The organism is Mycoplasma suis str. Illinois, from assembly GCF_000179035.2.
GTDB lineage: Bacteria > Bacillota_I > Bacilli_A > Mycoplasmatales > Mycoplasmoidaceae > Eperythrozoon_A > Eperythrozoon_A suis.
This window is the reverse complement of sequence record NC_015155.1, coordinates 534,753-555,013: the sequence shown is the minus strand read 5'-3', so window position 1 is coordinate 555,013 and position 20,261 is coordinate 534,753. Positions and strand designations below refer to the sequence as shown.

At 30.8% G+C, this 20,261-nt stretch carries 34 protein-coding genes; 31 read left to right on the top strand and 3 right to left on the bottom strand.

Annotated elements, in window-relative coordinates; genetic code table 4:
• Nucleotides 1–88: 88 nt before the first annotated feature.
• Together MSU_RS03375 and MSU_RS03370 are read right to left on the bottom strand one after the other, a co-directional pair.
• Entirely contained in the window at nucleotides 89–1,300 is a 1,212-nt protein-coding gene (locus tag MSU_RS03375) for a hypothetical protein (protein WP_013609340.1), read from the bottom strand.
• Nucleotides 1,301–1,377: 77 nt separating this feature from the next.
• Nucleotides 1,378–2,613: a hypothetical protein gene (locus MSU_RS03370; protein ID WP_043885174.1), complete on the bottom strand. Its 1,236-nt coding sequence runs from the start codon at nucleotides 2,611–2,613 to the stop codon at nucleotides 1,378–1,380.
• 295 nt (nucleotides 2,614–2,908) lie between these two features.
• On the opposite strand from MSU_RS03370, the gene MSU_RS03365 reads away from it, so the two are divergent.
• From MSU_RS03365 to MSU_RS04670, 5 genes are all read left to right on the top strand, one after another.
• Nucleotides 2,909–3,166: a hypothetical protein gene (locus MSU_RS03365; RefSeq protein ID WP_237696889.1), complete on the top strand. Its 258-nt coding sequence runs from the start codon at nucleotides 2,909–2,911 to the stop codon at nucleotides 3,164–3,166.
• 115 nt (nucleotides 3,167–3,281) lie between these two features.
• A complete protein-coding gene (gene atpE, locus MSU_RS03360; RefSeq protein ID WP_043885225.1) occupies nucleotides 3,282–3,548 on the top strand; it encodes an ATP synthase F0 subunit C in 267 nt (88 codons plus the stop codon).
• Between the two features lie 491 nt (nucleotides 3,549–4,039).
• Complete coding sequence (locus tag MSU_RS03355; protein ID WP_013610057.1) at nucleotides 4,040–5,170, top strand: hypothetical protein; 1,131 nt, start codon at nucleotides 4,040–4,042, stop codon at nucleotides 5,168–5,170.
• 65 nt (nucleotides 5,171–5,235) lie between these two features.
• Complete coding sequence (locus MSU_RS03350; protein ID WP_013610056.1) at nucleotides 5,236–5,502, top strand: hypothetical protein; 267 nt, start codon at nucleotides 5,236–5,238, stop codon at nucleotides 5,500–5,502.
• 3 nt (nucleotides 5,503–5,505) lie between these two features.
• Nucleotides 5,506–5,658, top strand: a complete 153-nt coding sequence (locus MSU_RS04670; RefSeq protein ID WP_158304039.1) for a hypothetical protein — start codon at nucleotides 5,506–5,508, stop codon at nucleotides 5,656–5,658.
• 140 nt (nucleotides 5,659–5,798) lie between these two features.
• On the opposite strand, the gene MSU_RS03345 is transcribed toward MSU_RS04670, so the two are convergent.
• Nucleotides 5,799–6,260 carry a hypothetical protein gene (locus tag MSU_RS03345; RefSeq protein ID WP_043885173.1) on the bottom strand — a complete coding sequence of 154 codons (462 nt, stop codon included), beginning with the start codon at nucleotides 6,258–6,260 and terminating at the stop codon, nucleotides 5,799–5,801.
• 35 nt (nucleotides 6,261–6,295) lie between these two features.
• Here MSU_RS03345 and MSU_RS03340 point away from each other — a divergent pair, with 35 nt between their 5' ends.
• The 26 genes from MSU_RS03340 (at nucleotide 6,296) to MSU_RS03225 (ending at nucleotide 20,215) form a co-directional block, all read left to right on the top strand.
• A complete protein-coding gene (locus MSU_RS03340; RefSeq protein WP_013610053.1) occupies nucleotides 6,296–6,757 on the top strand; it encodes a hypothetical protein in 462 nt (153 codons plus the stop codon).
• Nucleotides 6,758–6,837: 80 nt separating this feature from the next.
• A complete protein-coding gene (locus MSU_RS03335) occupies nucleotides 6,838–7,431 on the top strand; it encodes a hypothetical protein (RefSeq protein WP_013610052.1) in 594 nt (197 codons plus the stop codon).
• A gap of 14 nt (nucleotides 7,432–7,445) precedes the next feature.
• Nucleotides 7,446–7,997 carry a hypothetical protein gene (locus MSU_RS03330; RefSeq protein WP_013610051.1) on the top strand — a complete coding sequence of 184 codons (552 nt, stop codon included), beginning with the start codon at nucleotides 7,446–7,448 and terminating at the stop codon, nucleotides 7,995–7,997.
• A gap of 176 nt (nucleotides 7,998–8,173) precedes the next feature.
• A complete protein-coding gene (locus MSU_RS03325; RefSeq protein ID WP_013610050.1) occupies nucleotides 8,174–8,734 on the top strand; it encodes a hypothetical protein in 561 nt (186 codons plus the stop codon).
• A gap of 147 nt (nucleotides 8,735–8,881) precedes the next feature.
• Nucleotides 8,882–9,259, top strand: coding sequence for a hypothetical protein (locus tag MSU_RS03320; protein WP_013610049.1), 378 nt, complete (start codon nucleotides 8,882–8,884; stop codon nucleotides 9,257–9,259).
• A gap of 156 nt (nucleotides 9,260–9,415) precedes the next feature.
• Entirely contained in the window at nucleotides 9,416–10,051 is a 636-nt protein-coding gene (locus MSU_RS03315) for a hypothetical protein (RefSeq protein ID WP_013610048.1), read from the top strand.
• 7 nt (nucleotides 10,052–10,058) lie between these two features.
• Entirely contained in the window at nucleotides 10,059–10,598 is a 540-nt protein-coding gene (locus MSU_RS03310; RefSeq protein ID WP_013610047.1) for a hypothetical protein, read from the top strand.
• A 194-nt stretch (nucleotides 10,599–10,792) separates the two neighbouring features.
• Nucleotides 10,793–11,158, top strand: a complete 366-nt coding sequence (locus MSU_RS03305; protein WP_013610046.1) for a hypothetical protein — start codon at nucleotides 10,793–10,795, stop codon at nucleotides 11,156–11,158.
• Between the two features lie 3 nt (nucleotides 11,159–11,161).
• Entirely contained in the window at nucleotides 11,162–11,677 is a 516-nt protein-coding gene (locus MSU_RS03300; protein ID WP_013610045.1) for a hypothetical protein, read from the top strand.
• A gap of 3 nt (nucleotides 11,678–11,680) precedes the next feature.
• Nucleotides 11,681–11,995: a hypothetical protein gene (locus MSU_RS03295; protein ID WP_013610044.1), complete on the top strand. Its 315-nt coding sequence runs from the start codon at nucleotides 11,681–11,683 to the stop codon at nucleotides 11,993–11,995.
• Nucleotides 11,950–12,171: a hypothetical protein gene (locus MSU_RS04385; RefSeq protein WP_013610043.1), complete on the top strand. Its 222-nt coding sequence runs from the start codon at nucleotides 11,950–11,952 to the stop codon at nucleotides 12,169–12,171. The genes MSU_RS03295 and MSU_RS04385 overlap by 46 nt, the downstream gene beginning before the upstream one ends.
• 14 nt (nucleotides 12,172–12,185) lie before the next feature.
• The gene (locus MSU_RS03290) at nucleotides 12,186–12,710 is read left to right on the top strand and encodes a hypothetical protein (RefSeq protein ID WP_013610042.1); all 525 of its coding nucleotides are present in this window, start codon (nucleotides 12,186–12,188) and stop codon (nucleotides 12,708–12,710) included.
• Nucleotides 12,711–12,759: 49 nt separating this feature from the next.
• Nucleotides 12,760–13,296: a hypothetical protein gene (locus MSU_RS03285; protein ID WP_013610041.1), complete on the top strand. Its 537-nt coding sequence runs from the start codon at nucleotides 12,760–12,762 to the stop codon at nucleotides 13,294–13,296.
• A 104-nt stretch (nucleotides 13,297–13,400) separates the two neighbouring features.
• Nucleotides 13,401–13,916 carry a hypothetical protein gene (locus tag MSU_RS03280; protein ID WP_013610040.1) on the top strand — a complete coding sequence of 172 codons (516 nt, stop codon included), beginning with the start codon at nucleotides 13,401–13,403 and terminating at the stop codon, nucleotides 13,914–13,916.
• 114 nt (nucleotides 13,917–14,030) lie between these two features.
• Nucleotides 14,031–14,612 (top strand): hypothetical protein, encoded by a 582-nt coding sequence (locus MSU_RS03275; protein WP_013610039.1) that lies wholly within the window; start codon nucleotides 14,031–14,033, stop codon nucleotides 14,610–14,612.
• Nucleotides 14,613–14,617: 5 nt separating this feature from the next.
• Complete coding sequence (locus tag MSU_RS03270) at nucleotides 14,618–15,184, top strand: hypothetical protein (protein ID WP_013610038.1); 567 nt, start codon at nucleotides 14,618–14,620, stop codon at nucleotides 15,182–15,184.
• 145 nt (nucleotides 15,185–15,329) lie between these two features.
• Nucleotides 15,330–15,779 (top strand): hypothetical protein, encoded by a 450-nt coding sequence (locus MSU_RS03265; RefSeq protein WP_013610037.1) that lies wholly within the window; start codon nucleotides 15,330–15,332, stop codon nucleotides 15,777–15,779.
• A 14-nt stretch (nucleotides 15,780–15,793) separates the two neighbouring features.
• The gene (locus MSU_RS03260) at nucleotides 15,794–16,324 is read left to right on the top strand and encodes a hypothetical protein (protein ID WP_013610036.1); all 531 of its coding nucleotides are present in this window, start codon (nucleotides 15,794–15,796) and stop codon (nucleotides 16,322–16,324) included.
• Nucleotides 16,325–16,360: 36 nt separating this feature from the next.
• The gene (locus MSU_RS03255; RefSeq protein WP_013610035.1) at nucleotides 16,361–16,903 is read left to right on the top strand and encodes a hypothetical protein; all 543 of its coding nucleotides are present in this window, start codon (nucleotides 16,361–16,363) and stop codon (nucleotides 16,901–16,903) included.
• A 53-nt stretch (nucleotides 16,904–16,956) separates the two neighbouring features.
• Entirely contained in the window at nucleotides 16,957–17,163 is a 207-nt protein-coding gene (locus MSU_RS03250; protein ID WP_013610034.1) for a hypothetical protein, read from the top strand.
• 58 nt (nucleotides 17,164–17,221) lie between these two features.
• Nucleotides 17,222–17,617, top strand: a complete 396-nt coding sequence (locus tag MSU_RS03245; RefSeq protein ID WP_013610033.1) for a hypothetical protein — start codon at nucleotides 17,222–17,224, stop codon at nucleotides 17,615–17,617.
• Nucleotides 17,618–17,700: 83 nt separating this feature from the next.
• Nucleotides 17,701–18,234 carry a hypothetical protein gene (locus MSU_RS03240; protein WP_013610032.1) on the top strand — a complete coding sequence of 178 codons (534 nt, stop codon included), beginning with the start codon at nucleotides 17,701–17,703 and terminating at the stop codon, nucleotides 18,232–18,234.
• Between the two features lie 23 nt (nucleotides 18,235–18,257).
• Nucleotides 18,258–18,410, top strand: a complete 153-nt coding sequence (locus MSU_RS04665) for a hypothetical protein (protein ID WP_158304038.1) — start codon at nucleotides 18,258–18,260, stop codon at nucleotides 18,408–18,410.
• Between the two features lie 13 nt (nucleotides 18,411–18,423).
• Nucleotides 18,424–18,972 (top strand): hypothetical protein, encoded by a 549-nt coding sequence (locus tag MSU_RS03235; RefSeq protein WP_013610031.1) that lies wholly within the window; start codon nucleotides 18,424–18,426, stop codon nucleotides 18,970–18,972.
• Nucleotides 18,973–18,991: 19 nt separating this feature from the next.
• Nucleotides 18,992–19,462, top strand: a complete 471-nt coding sequence (locus MSU_RS03230) for a hypothetical protein (RefSeq protein ID WP_013610030.1) — start codon at nucleotides 18,992–18,994, stop codon at nucleotides 19,460–19,462.
• A 279-nt stretch (nucleotides 19,463–19,741) separates the two neighbouring features.
• On the top strand, nucleotides 19,742–20,215 hold the full coding sequence (locus MSU_RS03225; RefSeq protein WP_013610028.1) for a hypothetical protein: 474 nt from the start codon (nucleotides 19,742–19,744) through the stop codon (nucleotides 20,213–20,215).
• Nucleotides 20,216–20,261: the final 46 nt, after the last annotated feature.

The window sequence follows — 20,261 nt, the reverse complement described above, 5'->3', positions numbered from 1 at the left end:
AAGTTAACAATTTTTTCTTTAAAAAATGAATAAGAAGTAAAAAACGGGCGTGGGGCGGGAAGCCCGCCCTATTAATAAAGCGAAGAAGTTAGTTAATGGGGAGGGAATTAATTATTGTTTCCTCAAAATAAAACATTTTTCAGAAATCAGTAAGAAATTTCACTACTATAGTGTGTTTTGGCCTTAGATCTTCATGTCTTGTTCCTTTGAATGGTTCTTTCATTAGTCATTGACAGTTATCTTTATTACTACTCTTCCCTAGTCCGAACCTTCTCTTAATGTTCTCCCATCGTTGATCATGTATTCATTTTTTATCTCCTCCATCTCTCCCCTTTGCACATTGATTTTGGTCATCTCCCACCCCTCATTTCCTCGATTCCCATTGTTCAACGCTATTACAACTCTGATCTCCTAAAGTTCCATCTCATCTAGCAGCTTTTAATCAGTCACCTGCTGATATTTTTCTATTACCTCCCTTTTCTTTCCCAAAAATATCTTGTCCTTCGCCCATTTTTTCGAAAGCAAGTAGTTCTTTGTCACTTCTACTTTTATCCCCTTCGAATTCAAATACTTCACCTTCAATTACTTTTATGCTGCTGTTTACACTTCAATCATTTACATAATCTCCTCCTTTTCCATAATTACTTTCACCTTCGTTTCTCTTACAGTGAGCTTTCTTAAACTTTTCCTTTACCTCATTCATAACCTTTTCTCCATCTTTTCCAAAATCATTTGCTATTCATTTCCTGTTATCTTTACACAAACCATCAATTGTGTCTTTTTTAAAACTTTTTCTAGCTCAGCCACTTTCATCGGCAAATACTTTTTTAAAAATTTCTAAAGCTTCTTTTTTCTTACCTTCTTTCAACTTTCACTTACACTTCCTCTTTTTATAGTTGTGCTCTCTTCCGCCTCCCTTATCGGTAACCTCTAAGCAACTCTCTTCATTATCTTCTTCAAATCAATCATTTCATTTTTTTGAAAATTCCCCTTTCCTCTCATCTTTCTTAACCATTTCAACTAACGCCATAGAGAAAGCCACTTTACCAATCTTCAAACCTCATCCATTTTTGTTCAACTTAACTTTCTCTTTACCTACTCTTTGTTGAAATGAAGTACCTTCATTCTCCTTAACCCCTATTTTTTTGCATCCATATGCGTAACCACTAGCTAAATAAACACAATCATCATCTGCATCCTCTCCATCATCTACCTTTCTATAACTCACATTTACACCCCAATCGATGTCGTCAAATCAAATACCCTGAACTTTTTCAAATTTACTTTCGGAATCAAGCATCGCCTTGGTTCCGGTCCCGTCGCCATCATTGCTGAATCGCTGCGTGGCAGCGAATCTACTTTCTTTACATACTTTTACTAGTAATTAATGAAAGAACCTTCCAATCTGAAACCCATTACCATAGTATGCTCTGGTCTTAGATCTTTATGTTCCCTACCAGTAAATGGTTCTTTCATTAATCATTGACATTTATTCTCTTCACTCTTTTTCATAAATCCAAATTTTTTCTTAATTTTCTCTCAGTCTTGATCATGTAATCAATTATTACTTATTTTCCCTTCCTTTCCACTCCCGCTACTACTCAAGCAATCATTACTGCTCCCTCCTGCTTTTGAATCAAACCTAGTCCTTCATTGTTCTACGCTACTACAACTTTGATCGCCTAGCTTACCATCTCAGCGAGCTGACTTAAGTCAGTCACCAGCAGTAACTTTTTCATTTGTTCTTCCCTCCCCCTTTTCATCCTTAAAAACATCTGATCCATTACCTTCTTTTTCGAAAGCAAGTAGTTCCGTATCACCCTCTCTACTTCCTTCGCCAAACTCAAATACTTGACCCTCAATAACTTTGATTTCTCCATTAACACTTCATCCTTTTACATAATCACCTCCTCCACCTCCATAATTACTCTCCCACTTATTACAGTGAGTATTTTTGAGCTCTCCTTTTATTCTTTCCATAACATTTCCTCCATTACTTCCAAAATTACTTTCCTGCCATTTACTCTTTTCCTCACACAACCCCCTTATATGTTCCTTTTTGAAACTCTTTTCAGCTCATGTCTTTTCATCAGCAAATACTTTTTTAAAGATACTTAAAACACTTCTCCTCTTATCTTCCCTCAACTTTCATTTGCACTTCTTCTTCTCATATTTGTGATTCTCACTACTCCCTCTCTTTTTCTCCTCTTCGGAAACTTTCAAACAACTTTTTTCACTACTATCTTCTTCAAATCACTCATTTCATTTATTCTCAAATCTCTCCCCTCCTCCATTACTCCGATCCCCTTTAACCATCTCAATCAACCCCATAACAAAAGACACCTTTCCAACCATCATTCCTCAACCATTTTTCTGTAACCCAATCTTTTCTTTACCCAGTCTCCTTTGAAATGCTGTACCTTGATTATTTCCATCATTTCATCCATTTACCTTCTTGCATCCATATGCATATCCACTACTATCCAAATAGACACAATCACTTTCAGCACTTTCACCTTCATTCACCTTGTCGTAACTCACATCAACACCCCAATCAATGTCATCAAACCAGATTCCTTGGACTTTCTCAAACTTACTCTCGGAATCAAGCATGGCCTTGGTTCCGGTCCCGTCGCCATCATTGCTGAATCGCTGCGTGGCAGCGATTTTCAAAAATGCTAAATACTACAACTGACTTCTAAAAAACACATGAATTTTTACTCTCTTCTCCCTAATCTTTTTATTGCCATTTTCGCAACATAAAAATGGCATAAAAAGTTAATATATAATCTATTAAAAAGTTTTTAGGCTTTAAGTGTTTCACTCAAAGAAACCAGTAGTACTTAGCAATCATTACTGGGCTCTACCCAGTAGTAGAATGTTTGTTTTTGCCTTAATAACAGTACTATTGGTTTCTCTTAATATAGTTTTCTTAGTTAAAGGAGAAAATCTATTTGAAAAATTTAAGTTACAAGATAGAGCTATTAATTATGACTCCCTAGGAAACAATAATTTCAAAGAAGAAGGATCTTATAGTTCCTTCTTCAAAAGAATGTTTTCAGTTTATATAAGACCTAATACTATGTTTTTGTTTAACCAAAATAGTTTGTTATTATCTCCTCAAAAATTTGATTCTCTTTCAAAAACTATCTTTAATCAAAACTAATCTTTAAAAAGTAAATAAATTATTCTCTTTTTCTTTCTTTTTTAGAAAATAAAAAAGAAAGATATAAAAATAAAGTAATTCAAAAATAGTTTTGTCTTCTCACTGAATTACTTCTTTAAGAGATATCTTCGATAGATTTTTAGAAGATAATTTATTTTTTAATCAAGATACTGGAAAAAATATAGGTTCAGGTATAGCTATACTAGCAGGTCTAGGTGCTGCACTAGCTCAAGGTTATATGGGAGGTAAAGCTATAGAAGCTTTAGCTAGAAACCCAGAAGTAGAAACACTTATTTTTAAGCAATTTATTGTAGGAGCAGCTATCTGTGAATCAGTAGCTATTTATGGTCTAATAATAGCTATCATTCTTAAAGTAGGATAATTTAGTAGTTCTTTCCTAAGAGGGCTTTTTAAAGCCCTCTCAAAGGAATATTTCTTATAGTATTTTTAATTTCAACAAAATCAATAGTTAGATAACTTTTATTTCTTTTTAGTTAAAAAAGATTATTCAAAATCTAAAGCCAGAAAATAATCTTTTTTAACCACACTTAAATCATTAAAGAAAGTAAAGACTAATTTAAATTAACTAAATTATTTTTTAAATACAAAAATTTAATTTAAGTTTTGGCATTTCATATACCAAAACCATTAAAAACTTAAAAACCCAAAATCCAATAGTTTATAATCTAGTTTTTATTACTTACCAAATAACAATTAGTAACTTACTAAACAAATATTCAAAAGTTAAAGAAATAAATAACTTTAGAGAATATATAAATCCCTTTGTGGGATTTATTATTCCCTCTCTATATAGTTATTTGTTTTTGAAATCTTTAACTTTGATAACTTCTCTTAAGTTACATAGAAGTATTAATGCAACTTAAGTACAAATTAATTGGCTCCCTAATTGCTTTTGCGGGAGCGAACTCCACAGCAATTCCATTTGTACTTAAAAGTAATATTGTTCAGGACTACTTTAGTCCTTCACCAAATAACTTAAGTCTTAGTAGTTTAAATACATTAAGTAATAGTTCTACTACTTCTTTAGGGACTGACCCTAAAGAAAGAATACAGTTCTCTGAAAATAACTCTCAATACTTAGAGTTAGTTAATAATTCAGCTCAGCTGAATTCTCAATTAACCAATATTCATCTAGATAATCAAGAACAACTTCCTGCTTTATCAGATCTCTCTTCTGAATTAAGTCAAACAGGTTTTGCTGTAGCAGTAAAGCAAATCAGAAGAGAGATAAAGAGAGAAGGAGGAGCTTCAGGCGTAGAACAAAAACAAATAAGAGTAGTTAGAGAAGCTTTGGAGAGTTTGAATAATTTAAAAGAAGATTATGTTAAAGCAGTTTCAAAAGTCAAAAAATATAGAACGGATATTATTCCGATGGTGTCTGAAATACAAGAACATGAAATTAGTGAAAATTCATTAGGAAGATGTGTCAATAACGAGAAAGGAGGATACTACTGTTTTGAGGATAGAACAAGTAAAGTGACAGAATTAAATAACAGTGAAAGAAAAGCTTTGAAAGATTTCCTCAAAAGTTATTTGGAGTTGCAAGAAAGATCTGAAGAATTAGTGGAGAAATTGGGTAAAGGGAATAGAAATATAGAGGCAACTAGAAATGAAGAAAAGAAAACAGAAATTAAAAATATACTTCAAAAATTAAAAGAAATACATTGAGATATTGAAAATGAAGACATTCTTTACAAATATAAAAAGAAAAGTGAATCAGGAAATTTTGGTTGAGGAGAAAATTGACAAGAAAACCCTTTTAGTGCACTTTTTGATAATGAAGTTGAATGAAAAGCTCATATGTTCAGAATAATTGAGAATGAAAAAGAGAGTAGAGAAGGTGCAGAAGAAGAAAAGAAGAAGAGTTTGAAAGAATCTTTAAAAAAGATTCATGACGAAATTAAGCTTTTGGTAGCTGTTAAATTATTAGAAAAAATGGAGCAACTAGGAGTAACTGAAGTGGTTGAAGAGTTGACAAAATAAAAATTATTTTTGTTTAAAATATTTTAGAAATTTATAGGTTTTTAAAAGAAGACCAGTAGTCAAAGATGTTGTTTAAGTTAATAACTTTACTATCTTTAACTACTGGAACAGCAGGAATAACTACTTTTGTATCTTCCAGTAACTCAAATAAGAATTTGAGTTCTTCAATTTCAGAAATAAAGAATGAAAAAGAAAATATTATTTCTGGCTCAAAGAATTTAGAAGAAGTATCTTCTAAATTAACTGAAGTAACTAAAGATTTAAAAGATAGTGATAAAAAATTACTAAATAAGTTTGAATTCACATTCAAACTTTTTAACTCTTTCTTTTAGGATATGCTTTTAATTCAAAATAATTCTTCTTTAGAAAACTTTGCCAGAGATGAAGAAGCATATAAAAAGTTTTCTAAAGATGTAAAAAGAATTATTAAAGAAATACTTAAGAAGGAAGAAAGAAGACAAAAAGAAGAAGAAAAAGAAACCAAGTAAATAGAAAAGATAAAGGGCATAAGATGCCCTTTTTCTTAATATTTAACTTAACTCCAAAAGTAATACTTAACTAAGATTCTTTTATTTTCTAAGATACTTACTCTAAGCACTCTCACTTTTGGAGTTATAGGATTATCTACTTATTTAATACCTCTAAGTATTAAAGATTCTTCAGGAAAAAAATTAAATGATTTATTTTTTTCCTCTTCTGAATCTTTAGATAGTTCACAAAAGTTAGATAACTTCTCTAAAGAAGAAAAAGAAAGATTGGGAGTATTGACTCCTCTTTCTCTTCTTTTGGGAGAAGTATCAGAAGAAACTGATAAAAACAAAACATCTAAAAGTAAAGAAATGGAAGAAACTTTATCTTCCATTTCAAGTTCAGAAGAAAAATTAAAGACTCTTTTTAAAAAACATCTTGAGCTTATGAGTAAATTATCAGAAACTTTCGAAAAGTTATCTAAATTGAATAAGTCTAGAATGGATTGAACTGCTGCGCAGGGAATATTAAGTAATTTAGATAACTTATTGAGTCAACTAGATCAAAAAGTTTTTGAATCATGAAAAAAATCATTTAGTAATTTTGTTTGCGCAATAGACAATAAAGGGCAAACTTGTTCTGAGGGTTCAAGAACTAGTGAAGAATTATCTTCTTCGTCCTCGAGGGGGGGGCGCTGAAGGCCAAGAAGGGGCCAAGGCAAAGAAAACATTAGAAGAAATTAAAGGGAAACTTTCAGAAGAAGTAAAAAAGTTAAATTTAATTCTCAATCAAAATATGTATTTGAGAATGGATCTTTCAGAAAGGAAAATAGATTTGAATAAATTTATTTCCTTTCTGGGAATAAACATAAATTTCTTAGATTATCTTTCTAAAGATTTACTGAAGAAATCTAATAATGTTCAAGAAGATACTAAAAATCAAACAGAACAATTAAATAAACTAAAAAAATTTTTAGTAGTTTTAAGTAAAGAGTGAGAAACTCTAAAAAATCAAGTTATTGTATTTACTAATTACAAAGGATTAGTAAATACTGCTATCTGTAGAAATACAGAAAGCACAGATAGCTCTAAATGTGTCTCACTTCAAAAATCACAATAGAACTGATTTAGTTTTTTCTATATAGTTGGTTTCCATGCTAGTGGAAACCAACTTATATAAGAAAGTAATATAGAGTAAGTTTGAAAACAGCTAAACTGTTTTCACTTACTTTAGGTTCTTTAGTTGTTACTCTAGGAGGAGGTTACAGCCTCAATAAATTTATCTTCAACAGATATGTTGAAGATTCAAAAATACTATGAGAAACAGTAAAGGTCCATAGTAATGGAACTAAAGAATGTAACTATATGGAACAACTAAAGGTAGAGGAAGATTTAGAGAAAATACTTAAAACTTGAGAATCTTCTTCCCAGATCAATAAGTATTGTGCTACTTATTGATCAAGTAATATATCTGGGAAAACAGTCCCAGATAAAAAGAACAAGATTCTAGAATACTGGATCAGAAGTAGAACAGAAGACATTATTAATAAGGTATTAAAAAACGAATACTTCGCAAATGTCGAAGTATTCGAAGAATTAGATGATGAATTGCAAAAGAAAAAACAAGATCCTCCAGAACCTAGTACTAAAGAATCTACAGATTCTGGCTATACAGTAAATAGTCTACAAGACATTTGTCATGTAGACAATAAGAAAGATGGAAGTCAATGAATAATTCTTAAATGTTCTAAAGAAACTAAGAAAAATTCAGTTTCTGCAGAAAAGAGTAGTTAACTAAATAAATTACTTTGAAAGTAATTAAGTTAACTACTCTTTTACTTAGTTCTTTAGTTGTAGTTGCTGGAGGGGGATATACATTGAATAAATTTATATCCCCCAAGTATATTGATGACAAGCAAGTACTCTGGGAAACTGTAAGAGTATTTGGTAATGGAAATAAAAAATGCCAAATACTCTTAAAACAAGAAAACAAAGAACAAAAAGATTTACATCAAGTTACCTTGAAACAAGTAGAACAAGAAAAAGTTAATGAATCTTGTTCTACTTCTTGATCCCATAGTATTTATGGGAAAAAGGTTCAAGGTAAAGATGACAAGATAGTAGAGTATTGGTTAAGAGGAAAAAGTAAAGAAATACTTAATGGAATGCTTTCTCAAGAAGACTTCAATCAAATTGAAGTTTTTGAAGAGGAATCCTCCCCAAGATCTCCATTATCTGAACTTTCTTCATCTACTGACCCTCAAACTACAGTAGATAGTTTGAAAAATAAATGCCAAGTAGAAGAAGAAAGTGATTGAATAACTATCAAATGTCTTAAAAACTCTCAAACACTTTCTTAAGAATATCTATAAATATTCTTTTGATTAATTACCTATATTGGGGCAATCAAAAGAATATAAATTTAGTTTCTGATTAATAGGGTTTTCAACTGAAAACCCAATAAATACTAAAAAATAAACTAATATCTTTCTTTTTTCTTTAAAGCTTTCAAGATTTATCTTTTTGTTGCAATAACTTGAAAACTTTAAAAATTGTTACTTTAACTACCTTCACAATAGCCTCCCTTGGAGGAGGTTATGGACTAAGTAAGGTAATATTCCCCAATTATGTTGGGGAAGATAAAGTACTATGAGAAACTGTTAGAGTCCACAATAACGGAACTAAAAGATGTCAATTATTGCGAAAACCAGAAAAGGAAGAAGATATACCCAATCTATTAGAACAAGTTTCTAAAAAGCCTGAAGAAGTAATTCAGGATATCTGTATTACTTCTTGATCTAATGGATTGGTAGGAAAAGATATAGGAAATAATATTCAAGAATCCTTACAAGTTCTTGAGTTCTGAATAAGAGGAAGAACTCAAGAAATAATTAATAAGTTACTAATAGGAGAAAACTATCAGGGAATCCAAGTACTAGAAGATTTAGGTAACCAAAAAGAATCAGGTGTTCCTGATTCTTCTAGTGAGTCTTCTAATTACACAATAGAAGATTTGAAAAAAGTTTGTGATGTTGATGGAACATCACAAACTAATTGAGTAATTGTTAAATGTCCTTCCGTCACTAAAAGGAATTAGAAAAAAAGGAACATCACAAAAACAATTAAGTTAGCTTCTTTATCTTTAACCTCCTTAATTGTTTTTGCTGGTGGAGGTTATTTTTCTAAAGACTTTATCTTCCCCGACTATATTGAGGAAGATAAAGTACTATGAGAAACTGTTAGAGTGGGTGCAGATGGTTCTAGAAAATGTGAATTTCTAGAACAACTAAAAGAAGGAGATAACTTAGAGGAAATAATCAAGAATTGAGATAAAAATAACAAAGTCAAGAAGACCTGTTCTACTTATTGATCCAATAGTGTTATTGGATCAAATACAAGGAATAAAGAACAAGATAAAGAGAAAAAAGAGTTATGAATAAGAGGTAAGGGAAAGGAAGACTTTCAGAAGTTATTAACTAATGAAAGTCTTGGAGATATTTTGGGATTAGATAGTTTTGATGGAAGTGCCACCACAGAATCTTTAAAGCAATTTTGTGATGTTGAAGAAGCATCACAAAATAATTGAATAACTGTAAAGTGCCCCAAGAAAAATATTTCATAAATAACTAATTAAAGATTTTTCCTCTCCCTATGGGAGAGTTAGGGAAAGAAAAAAGTTTAATTTATTTCATTAATAAAATAGAGTGAGCTAATTTTTTTACTTACTTTTCCCCTTAAAGTCTTCACTAAATTATTGAATTTATAAGATAAATAATTTTTGAAGACTTTAAGAGTTGTAACTCTTTCCTTAGTAACTATAGCCTCCCTAGGTGGAGGCTATGGTTTAAGTAAATTTGTTTTCCCCAATTATGTCAAGGAAGAAAAAGTACTCTGAGAAACTGTTAGAGTTAACAGTAAAAATGGTTCCAAACAATGTCAACTTCTAGAGAAACCTGAAAAAGAAGTAGATATAAGTTCTTTTATTCAAAAAGTAATAAGTAGTCATAATTCACAAGAGTTTTTAAATTCTTGTTCTACTTATTGAGCCAATAATATTATTGGCTCTACAGATATCAATAAATCAGTAGAAGGAATTACTACTGATTCTGATAGTGTTGCAAAGCAGCAACACCAAACAGAACTATGAATAAGAGGTCAAGGGAAAGATAACTTTAATAAGTTACTTTCCAATGAACCTTTAGGTGATGTCATTGGATTAGAAAAGTTAATTGAAGAGATGGATAAAGAGTCCTCTCCAAACCCAAAACCTAATGAAACAACTCCTTCTTCCAGCACTAACTCCAAATCTATAGATGTTGAAAAACTAAAGAATTATTGTGAAGTTAAAGAAGAAAATAACTGAATAACAGTTAAATGTCTAAAAAATTCTTCTTTAACTTCTAAACAACAATAATTAGTATTTGAAGACTTTAAAAGTTGTTTCCTTAATTACTACTTTCTCTATAGCCTCCCTCGGTGGAGGCTATGGACTAAGTAAATTAGTACTTAAAAATTATGTTCCAGAAGAAAAGGTATATTGAGAATCTGTATGGATTCTCGATAAGGGAAATAAAAGATTTTGTAGATTATTAACTAAAGAAGAAAAAAGCTTAAGGGAATCTTCCCTTAAGCAAAAAGTAATTAAAGGTGAACAGGATAGTGGAGAGTGTTTAACTAAATGATCTGAGAATGTTTCTAAAAAAGACAGTAGGTTAGACACTGAATGAATAATGAGAGGAGAAAGTGAAGAAGCTATTAAAGATTTAATAGCTGGAGAACCCTTAATGGGAGATCTACTAGAAGAATCTAAATATCCTAAGTTTTCTCAAGCAGATAATAAGGATATTCAATTCCTGAAAGATAATTGTGAGTTCAGAGATAAAGGAGAAGGTAATTGAGTAATAGTTAGATGCCCTAAAGAGCTTTCCAAAACATTACAGTCACAAGCACCTTCTCCTTAATTCTTTATTCCAAAATGTTTAAATTATTCCTTTTTTGGAATTTGAGACATTAATAGATTGGATTAACTCTGAAGGCTGTTAAAGTTACAGCTTTAACTTTTATATCCATAACCACCCTAGGTGGTGGAGGTTATGGATTAAGTAAGCTGTTACTTCCCAGTTATGTTGCAGAGGAGAGGGTATTTTGGGAGCTTGTGTGGATTTTGGGGGATGGTGGGCAGAAGGTTTGTAGAATTTCTGAAAAAGAAAAAGAAGGGCTTAAGAAGGAAGAAAGTTTAGGTAGAGTAGGGGATGATTCAGGAAATTGTTTAACTTCTTGATCGCAAAATATTGCGAAAAAAGAAGGTCAATCGAAAACTGAATTGTGAATAAGGGCTAGGAGCGAGGACAATATAAAAAATATGATAGGTCAAGAACCTATCATGGGAGATTTGTGAGAATCTCAAAATCCTGAACTTTCAAGTGGATTGAATATAGATTTCCTGAAGAAACAATGTGACTTTAGGAATGAAGAAGGAAACAAGTGGGTAATAGTTAGTTGTCCCAAAAAGTTTCATTAGAGATTGAAAGCTCTTAAAGTTTCTTTACTAAGCGCTTTTACTGTAGCCTCTCTTGGGGGAGGCTACGGACTTAGTAAATTAATTTTTAAAAACTATGTTCCAGAAGAAAAGGTTTTGTGAGAGTCTGTCTGATTATTGGAAGGTGGAAAGGAAAAGTTGTGCTGACTAAAAACCAAAGATAATCAAGAAATTAACAATTTTGAAAATGGAACAGAAGGAATTAAGTCTAAAGGTCCTTGCTTTACTTCTTGAGCAGAAAATCTCAGAATAAAAGACAAAAAATTAAAAACTGAGTGATGAGTGAGAGGGGGAGAAAAAGAAAAAGTAGTTAAAGAAGTATTAACTCAAGAAGTATTATTAGATGATTTATCGGACATTCAAAAGTATCCACAGTTTTCGCAAGAAAATAAAAATACTTCTTTTTTTGAAGAGAACTGTGAGTTCAATGAAAATGTTGAAGGATCTTGAATAATAGTTAAATGTCCAAAGAATCCTCCGACTGAACCCACGAAGTCATAGATCTTGAAAACTTTAAAGGTTGCTGCTCTAGCAACTTTTACTATAGCCTCCCTAGAAGGAGGCTATGGTTTAAGTAAATTAATAATTCCTCAAAATATAGAGGAAGAGAAAGTAACTTTAGAATCCGTATGAATTCTAGAAGGAGGTAATAAAAGAATATGTAATTTAGTGGATGTCGATAAAAAAGAATGAACTAATTTGGGAATGGATGGACACCCAACAAGATCCTGCTTTACATCTTGATCTAAAAATCTTTCCAAAAATCAAATAAGTTGAATTCTGAATGATGAATTAGAGGTAAAGAAAAGAATTCTTTAAATGAATTTTTGGAAAATGAACCCCAATTGAGTGAAAATATAGAAAACTATTTAAGAAAAGAAAACTCGAGTGCCAAGATAAATTTGGAATTATTGAGAAGTAAATGTGATATCACTGGAGAAGACAAAGTCGAAGATTGAATAGTTATAAGTTGTCCTGCAGCTTCAGAGAAATAAATTAAATATAAGTTTTGGGAGTTTTAGCTTTAAAAGCCTCAACAATAACTTTTTTCACTGTAGCCTCTCTTGGTGGAGGCTATGGAATTAGTTTTTGATTATCGAATAGATATGAGAAAGATGAGAATGTTTACTGAGAGTCTGTGTGAATTCTAGAAGGAGGTAAAGAGAGAATCTGTAAATTATTAACTAAAAAACAAAAAGAAGAAAAAGATAAGTTAACAAATCATAAATCAAAAAATGATAAATATTCAGAAGAATGTCTAACTTACTGATCTAAAAATGTTCCGAAGGAAAACAGTAAGTTAAAAACTGAATTATTTATTAGAGCCAAAGATCAAAAATCTATAGAAGATTTAGTTAATGGAGAAATATTGGCTGGTGAATTAAGAGATAGTCAAAAATATCCACAATTCTCCAATGGATTAAGTGTGGATGTTTTCAAAAATCACTGCCATTACAACGAGAAAGTAAGACAAAATGGTTTAATTGTTATTAAGTGTCCAAAAGAAGAACCTAAACAATTAGAAAGTATCTAAGCTTTTTATGGGGCGAAACAGAAAATTTAATTAAGTGAAAAATTAAATTTTGGGAGCTTTAAAAACTCTCACTATAGCAATTATTTCCTTAGCTTCCCTTGGTGGAGGCTTTGAGCTAAATAGATTTCTAACTGATGAAAGTGACTTTGAAAAAGGTATTGAGTGAGAGTCTGTCTGAATAGTTAAAGATAGAAATGAAAATATTTGCAGTATTTCTCACTCAACAGAAGGAGTGAAAAGTAATATAGGAAGCAAAGGTGAAGTGGCTAGTGATTGCTTTACCTCTTGAGCAAAAAATTTAAAGAAAAGTCAAGAAGGAGATAAAACTGAATGAAAAGTAAGAGCTAGAAATGATGAATTTATAAAAAAGATGTTGGCTTCAGAAGCTATTTATGATGGAAGTGTTTTTGAGGGTGGAACAGTAAAGCCCGAAGGAGTAATTAATCGAGTTAATGACTCTCAAAGACAAGAGAAAGATTCTATAGATATAAATCTTGAATTTTTGAAACAAAAATGCGAATATAAAGATGAAAAAGAAAAAAACGGTTGAGTATTTTTGAACTGTCCTAAAAATCCAACGACTTAGTTAAATTAATTCTTCTCCGAAAGGAGAAGGATTTAAGTTCCCAAAATATAATAGAAAGTTAAATTTGTGTTTTTGAATGCAAAACAGATTAGCTAATTAATTTTTTGAGAGCTTTAAAGGCTATCACTATTTCTATTATTTCCTTAGCCTCCCTAGGAGGAGGCTTCGAATTAAATAGATTACTTACTGACAATTATCTAGAGGAAAATGATGTAGAGTGAGAATCTGTTTGAATTTTGGGAGAAGGTCAACAAAACATTTGCAGTATTTCTCACAGAAAAGAAGGAGTCAAAAACAATATTGATGAACGAGGGCAAATCACAAGAAATTGTTTTACTTCTTGAGCGCAAAATCTCAAGAAGAATAAAGAAAGTTCCAAAGCAGAATGGATTGTTAGAGCTAGAAGTGAAGACTCAGTTTTAGGAATATTAGGAACTGAAACTTTTTATGAAGATTTTTTCAATAAAAGAAGAGGAGATTCTTCAGTTAGTGATAATTCCAATGATGATTCTGAGAAAATAACCCTTCAGGTTTTAAAAGAAAAATGCGATTACAAAGAAAAAACAGATAAAGATAGTTGAATAAACATAAAATGTTCAAAGCCTCAAGCAACCACTTAATTAAATAAAGTTTCTTTTTCTACTTCTCCCTTTAGGGAGAAGGAATTGAAATTTCTAAATATAATAAAAAGTTAAATTAATTTCTTTCTGAAAGAAAAATAAGTAATTAATTTTTTGGGAGCTATAAAAGTTACAGCTTTAACTTGTTTTTCTTTGGCAGCTTTTGGGAGTGGTATTTATGGATCAACACAAATTTTTAAGGAGGAAGAAATTCCCTGACAATCTTTATGAATCTACAAAGATTCACAAGAAGATTCAGGAACTTGAAAAGAAGTTTGCGAACTTCCTGAAGAATTGACCAAAAAGAATAAATCTAGCAAAAAAGTAAAAAGAGATTTACAGGGATCACAACAAGAACCTAGTAGTCCAGAAGCAGAAAATCACTGCAATCTTTCTGATTGATTTCAAAAAATCATAAAAGATAACAAAAGTAAGCAGAAAGATGGTTGGTGAATTAAGGGTAGAGATGAAGAGACAATTAACAAAATGTTGGAAAATGAACCTTTACTGGGAGATAAGATACCAGAAAAATTAGAAAGAAAAGTTGAGAATCCACCTAAAAATGTTGAAGAAAAGCCTTCTTTAAAAGTTGAAGATTTAAGAAAATATTGCGAAGTTAAGGAGAGAACTTTCTTTAGTAGAAAAATAGAAATAACTTGCTTGGAAGATCAACAAAGTATTAAAAAGAAAGACTAAATACTTTGGTTGGAGGGGCTGTAAAAGTTACAGCCCTTACTTGTTTAACTTTGTCTACATTAGGAGGAAGTTTTTATGGCTCGACACAAATTTTTAAGGAAGAAAGTATTCCTTGACAATCTTTATGAATATATAAAGAAAAAAACTCAGATCAAAATTGAAGAAAAGTTTGTGAACTCCCAGATTCATTAACTAAAAATAAAGATCCAAAAGGAAGATCTAAAAGAGATCTTGTTTCTGGGCAAGAGCCAAATATTTTTGATTTAGAAAATAATTGCAAATTTTCAAAATGATTTCAAGAAATAATTGAGAAGAATAAAAACATACAAGGGGATGGCTGATGGATTAGGGGTAGAGATGAAGAAACAATTAACAAAATGTTGGAGCATGAAACTTTATTGGGAGATGGAATTCCTAAAAAGTTAGGAAAAGAAACAAAGCCAGAAAGACAGACACAGTCGGATGAATCTACTCAACCTCAACTAACTGTTGAAGTTTTAAAGAAAAATTGTGAAGTAAAAGAAAGAACTTGATATAAGAGAAGGGTTGAAATAACTTGTTTAGAAAAGTAATTATGGCTAAGTTATTCCTTTTCTAGAAATAAAGACATTAAAGTAATGGATTAAGGACTTTTGGCAGTAAGTGCTGTAAAAGTTACAGCACTTACATTTTTTTGCATTAACTACATTTGGAGGTAGTCTTTATGGATCCACAATATTGTTCAAGGAGGAAGATATTCCTTGAAAATCCATTTGAATACTAAAGGATAATTCAAACGGAAGAAAAGTAATTTGTGAATTACCAGAAAGTAATCCAATCAAAAAAGTTACACAAGAACCTTCAGAGAAAAAAGAAATTGAAGGTCCTTGTGAATCGCAATGATTTCAAGAAATTCTTAGAAAACATAAAGATGAGGGGCAAGGAAAAGATAGATGATGAATAAAAGGACGAGATGAAAAAACAATTAATGATATGTTGAAGCACGAACCTTTATGGGGAGCAGGAATATCTAAGAAATTAAAAAGAAGTGAAGAGAATGGAACAGAAACTACTGGAGGAAAATCTCTAGAAAAAGATTTAACAGTAGAAGAATTAAGGGGTGCTTGTCAAGTTAAGGAGAGAAGTTTCTTTAATAGAAGAATTGAAATAATGTGCTCAGGAGAATAGGTTTGTAAATTAATTTGTCAATAGGAACTGCAAAGATTGCGACACTTTCTTGCTTGACTTTAGTTACATTCGGAGGTAGTCTTTATGGTTCAACAATATTGTTCAAGGAGGAAGAAATTCCCTGACAGTCTTTATGAATATATAAAGAAAAACAAGCAGAAAATAATGAAAATTGAAGAACAATTTGCAATCTTCCTAATGATTTTGTTCGGAAGAGCAAATTGAAAAAAGATTCCGAAACAAATAGAGAAATAGAAAGTTATTGTAATTCTTCCCCTTGATTCCAAGAAATCATAAAAAATAACAAGGAAAAGAAAAAAGATGGTTGATGATTAAGGGGTAGGGATGAAAAAACAATTAGTGAAATGCTAAAGGGAGAACCTTTAGCTGGAGAAAAAATACCTGAAAAATTAGGAAGAAAAAATGAACCCCCCTCCCAAGAAGAACAGCCTGATTTAAAAATTGAAGATTTAAGAAAGTTTTGTTCTGTAACAGACAGAACTTTCTTTAGAAGAAAAATAGAAATAGTTTGTCTAGAAAGCTAAAAAATTAATACTTCTGGGGAGATAATTTAAAAACTTTTGTCTGGGGAAGTCGCGAAAGTTGTAACTCTAACTTTCTTCACTGCAGCTACATTTGGAGGTAGTCTTTATGGTTCAACTTATTTATTTGAAAGGGAAGAATTTCCCTGACAATCCTTATGAATTTTGAAAGATAAAGAAGGTTCTGAGAAAAGAATAATTTGTGAACTTCCTGAAGAAATTGTCAATAAGAAAAAGAGAGATAAAAATTTACAATCAGAGCCTCAAGAATGTGAAACAAAAGGTTTCTGTGACTCTAATTGGTTTCAGAAGCTAATAAAGGATTACAAAAATAAAAAAGACGAAAAAGATAGATGGTGAATAAGAGGTAGAAGTGAAGAAACAATTAATGAAATGTTGAAATACGAGATTTTGTTGGGAGAAGATTTAGCTACTAAGTTAGGTAGAAATCAAAGTGCTTCAGAACAAGATAACGAAATTCAGAAACAACCAGTAACTGTTCAAGATTTAAGGGGAGTATGCGAAGTGCAAGATGGAAATTTCTTTAAAAAGAGAGTTGAAATTACATGCCCGAAAGATTAAAGTAATATTTATTTATTCCTTTTTGGAAATTCAAAACATTAAGTAAGTAGAGAATGTTCGGAGGGATTAAGAATACCGGAATAACTTATTTGAAAGGAAATTGTTTTTTGAATTCTCCAAAACTTAATGGAGAAAAAGAACAATCTTTCTTGAAGATTAGACTTCCTAGAAAATCTGGAAGACTAAGAAAAAATAAAAGATCTAAAAATATAGAAATTTGATTGGCTGGAGAAAATTTTGTCCCACCATCTAGTTCATAAACATAAAAAAGGCAAAGAAGTATAAATTTTTAAGGAGGAGCAGTCTTAAAAAATTAACGTGGTTAAAGAAATGGACTCAAGTGAGTTGCGCAGGCACCTCTTAAAGGAATCTATAAGAATAAGGATAGAGATCTGCGCGAGACCAATAATTGAATTTGTTAAAAATAGCAAGTTATGAAAAAGAAGGAGTGAAATTCCATATTTCAGGAGGCTCACTTCAAGACCTTTTTTCCTTAGAAGAAATTTCTTATTTAGAAGTAGAAGTTCAATTTTTCACTTAAAGTCTCCAGATCTTGAAGACTTTAGTTTTGATAGATTGAGAGTAAGAAGTTTAAGGACTGGAAGAGTTAGTTTATTTGATACATTGATCAAAGAAAATATAAAGAAACTTAGATTTAGAGATGTGGAAATAGGTAGAAGTGGTTTAATTATTAAAAAAAGAAGAGGTTGATAGAAAAAATTATTTAATTCTTCTTGTGAAAAAGGGAGTTTTTATTCTCCTTTTCATAAATAATTAAGTATTAGAAAAAAACAATAATGTTTCCTAAAACAGCTGCAATACTAGCTTTGATGGGATCTTTAGGGGGACTTTCTATAAGTGGTTATGGAATTAACACTTGATTTAGAACTGATACTCAAATAGTTTCTCCAGATAAAAAACGATATGAAGAAGAAAACAAAATCACAGTAAAAGATGAACAAATAATGTGGGAAATGGTGATGACTTCTGGAAATCTAGAGGGAAAACAAGATATTCAAAAAATTTGTGTAAGACGAGAAAAAACTAAAGATAATGAAACGCAATTAGAAAACGAAGTAATTAAAGTTGGATGCAATACCAATTGATCTCATCAATTTAATTCAGGAGGAGGTGAATACAAATTGTGAATAAGAGGACAAGAACAAATAATTAGTGAAACAATAAATGAATCTAATAGTTCCTTCCAAAAATTTTTGGAAGGTTTAACAGAAGAAGCTAAGAAAAAAGTTGAAGGAGTTAAGGGATTAGATCAAATTTGTCAAAAGCAAGAGAAGGGAAGTAATGGTTTAATCGAATATAAATGTCGGTAAGTTTTAGGTGCAAAATTATGTCCATGATTGTGGGAACCGCAGGCATATTCGGTTCAAGCTATTTATCTTACAACATTCTTCTAAGAGATGCTATGGTGGGGGAGAATAAACAAAATGTTGAGCAAGAAATGGAAGTTGAGGGTGAAGAAGATAAGAGAAAAAAGTTAAAAAGCTAGTTTTTAACCAGTAATGACTTTAGGCATTTCCAAAATATTATTAATTGCAGGCGGATCTTTCGCTGGATTAGCTGGTGGTAGTTATGGTGTTTTTAAGTTTTTAGAAAAACCTGAAGGGGAACAAAACCAAAAGAATGAAAGAGTAGATAATTCGGGAGATGATATTATCGAAGAAGTTGTTGAAGCTCCAAAAGAAGAGGATTTATTATGGGAAACTGTATCTGTTGAGGGAAATGAACAGGATATATGTCAATGGGAAATAGAAGTTAAGGCTGCAGGATATCATGAAGATTTAGAAATAAAAAGAGTTGAGAAGAAATATGTTTGTGTTACTCAGTGATACAAGCAAATTAAAGAACAGAATCCAAATAAGAAAGGTTTATGAATAAGAGGTAGAAAAGATAAAGTGACCGAAATTTTGTCAGAATGAAAAGATAATGATTTAAGAGGAGAGAGTAAAAGTTACAAGATAGAGTCAGATATTAAAGAATTAGAGGTTAGAAATAAATGTCAAATAAAAGATGAGAACAATAGAGTTGAAATAGTTTGTTTGGAAAATTAAGTCTTTAGAGAAGTAAGGGATGACATCCCTTTCACTTCTAACTAAAGTTGTAGGAGGGATAGCTCTTGCAGGAACTGTTGGCGGAGGATTAACTTTTGGAAGTTATGAATTTAAGAAAAGATTTATAGATGAAAGTATTTCTGAATTAGCTAAGACATCAGAATATTCTTGAGAGTATTTTTTAATAAGCAATAAGAATAAAAAAGAATGTGGTAGGTTAGAAAATGAAGAAGGTAAGGTTGTCGAATGTATAACTCCTTGATCTAAAAAAGTTAGTTCAGAGAATATAAAGAAAGAGATTGGATGATGAATAATAGGAGATATGGAAAAAGTTGATCTTTTCTTAAAAAGTTGGGAAACCTTTAAAGGAGAAAATACCTATAAGTGAAAAACCAAAGAAGGAATTTCTTCTCTTAAAAAAGATAAGGAAAATAAATGTCACATTAAAGAAGACTTGAAATTGAAAAAAGTAGAAATTTTTTGCGAGTAATAATGTTTAAACTCTCATTTTTATGAAAGTTGAATTTCCACTAGAGCTTTGTCATATCTAAAGAAAATTCAGGCTGATAAGCGAAAGTGATTTTCTTTAGAGAAAGAGATATAAGGCTTGTTAAAGAAAGATGATATAAAAGGTTTTGAAAATTTCTATTTAAGGGAAAATTTATTGGAATTGAAAGAAAATTTGAAAGATCTTTGAAAAGACATTTTTACTAATTAATTCTTTATTTTTTCCTTAATATTTTTAATTAAGGAAAAAGAATATTAAATAATGACTCTATTGGCTAAAGTTGTGGGAGGATTATTAGCTGTTGGGGCAGCTAGTAGTGGATTAGCTGTAGGTGGTTATCAATTAAAGAAAGTAATTTCTCCAGAAGAATCTTTTAAGTGAGAATACTACTTAAAAACTGGAAATAAAGAAGAGTTTAAAAGATTTGGTAAGGAAAATGAAGAAACAAAATGTGACACTCATTGATCTTCTAGAGTTAGAAGAGAAAATATTGGAAATAATGTAATAGGTTGATGAATAATAGGGGAGGAAGAAATTATTGATTCTATGCTTTCTCAGTGATGAGAAAACCAAAGAAATGATTTGAATAATAAAGAATTAAGTGATAAATTAAGAATTATTTCAAGAAGTGCTTCCTACTTGTCGATGGGTCAAAAATGTCAAATAAATAGAAAAGAAGGAGATAACAGAATTGAAATAGCTTGTAAGTTTGAAAGAGGAAAAGAACACGAGTAGGAGAAATTAGATAAAAAAGAAAAGAGGCGTAAGCCTCTTTTTTCTT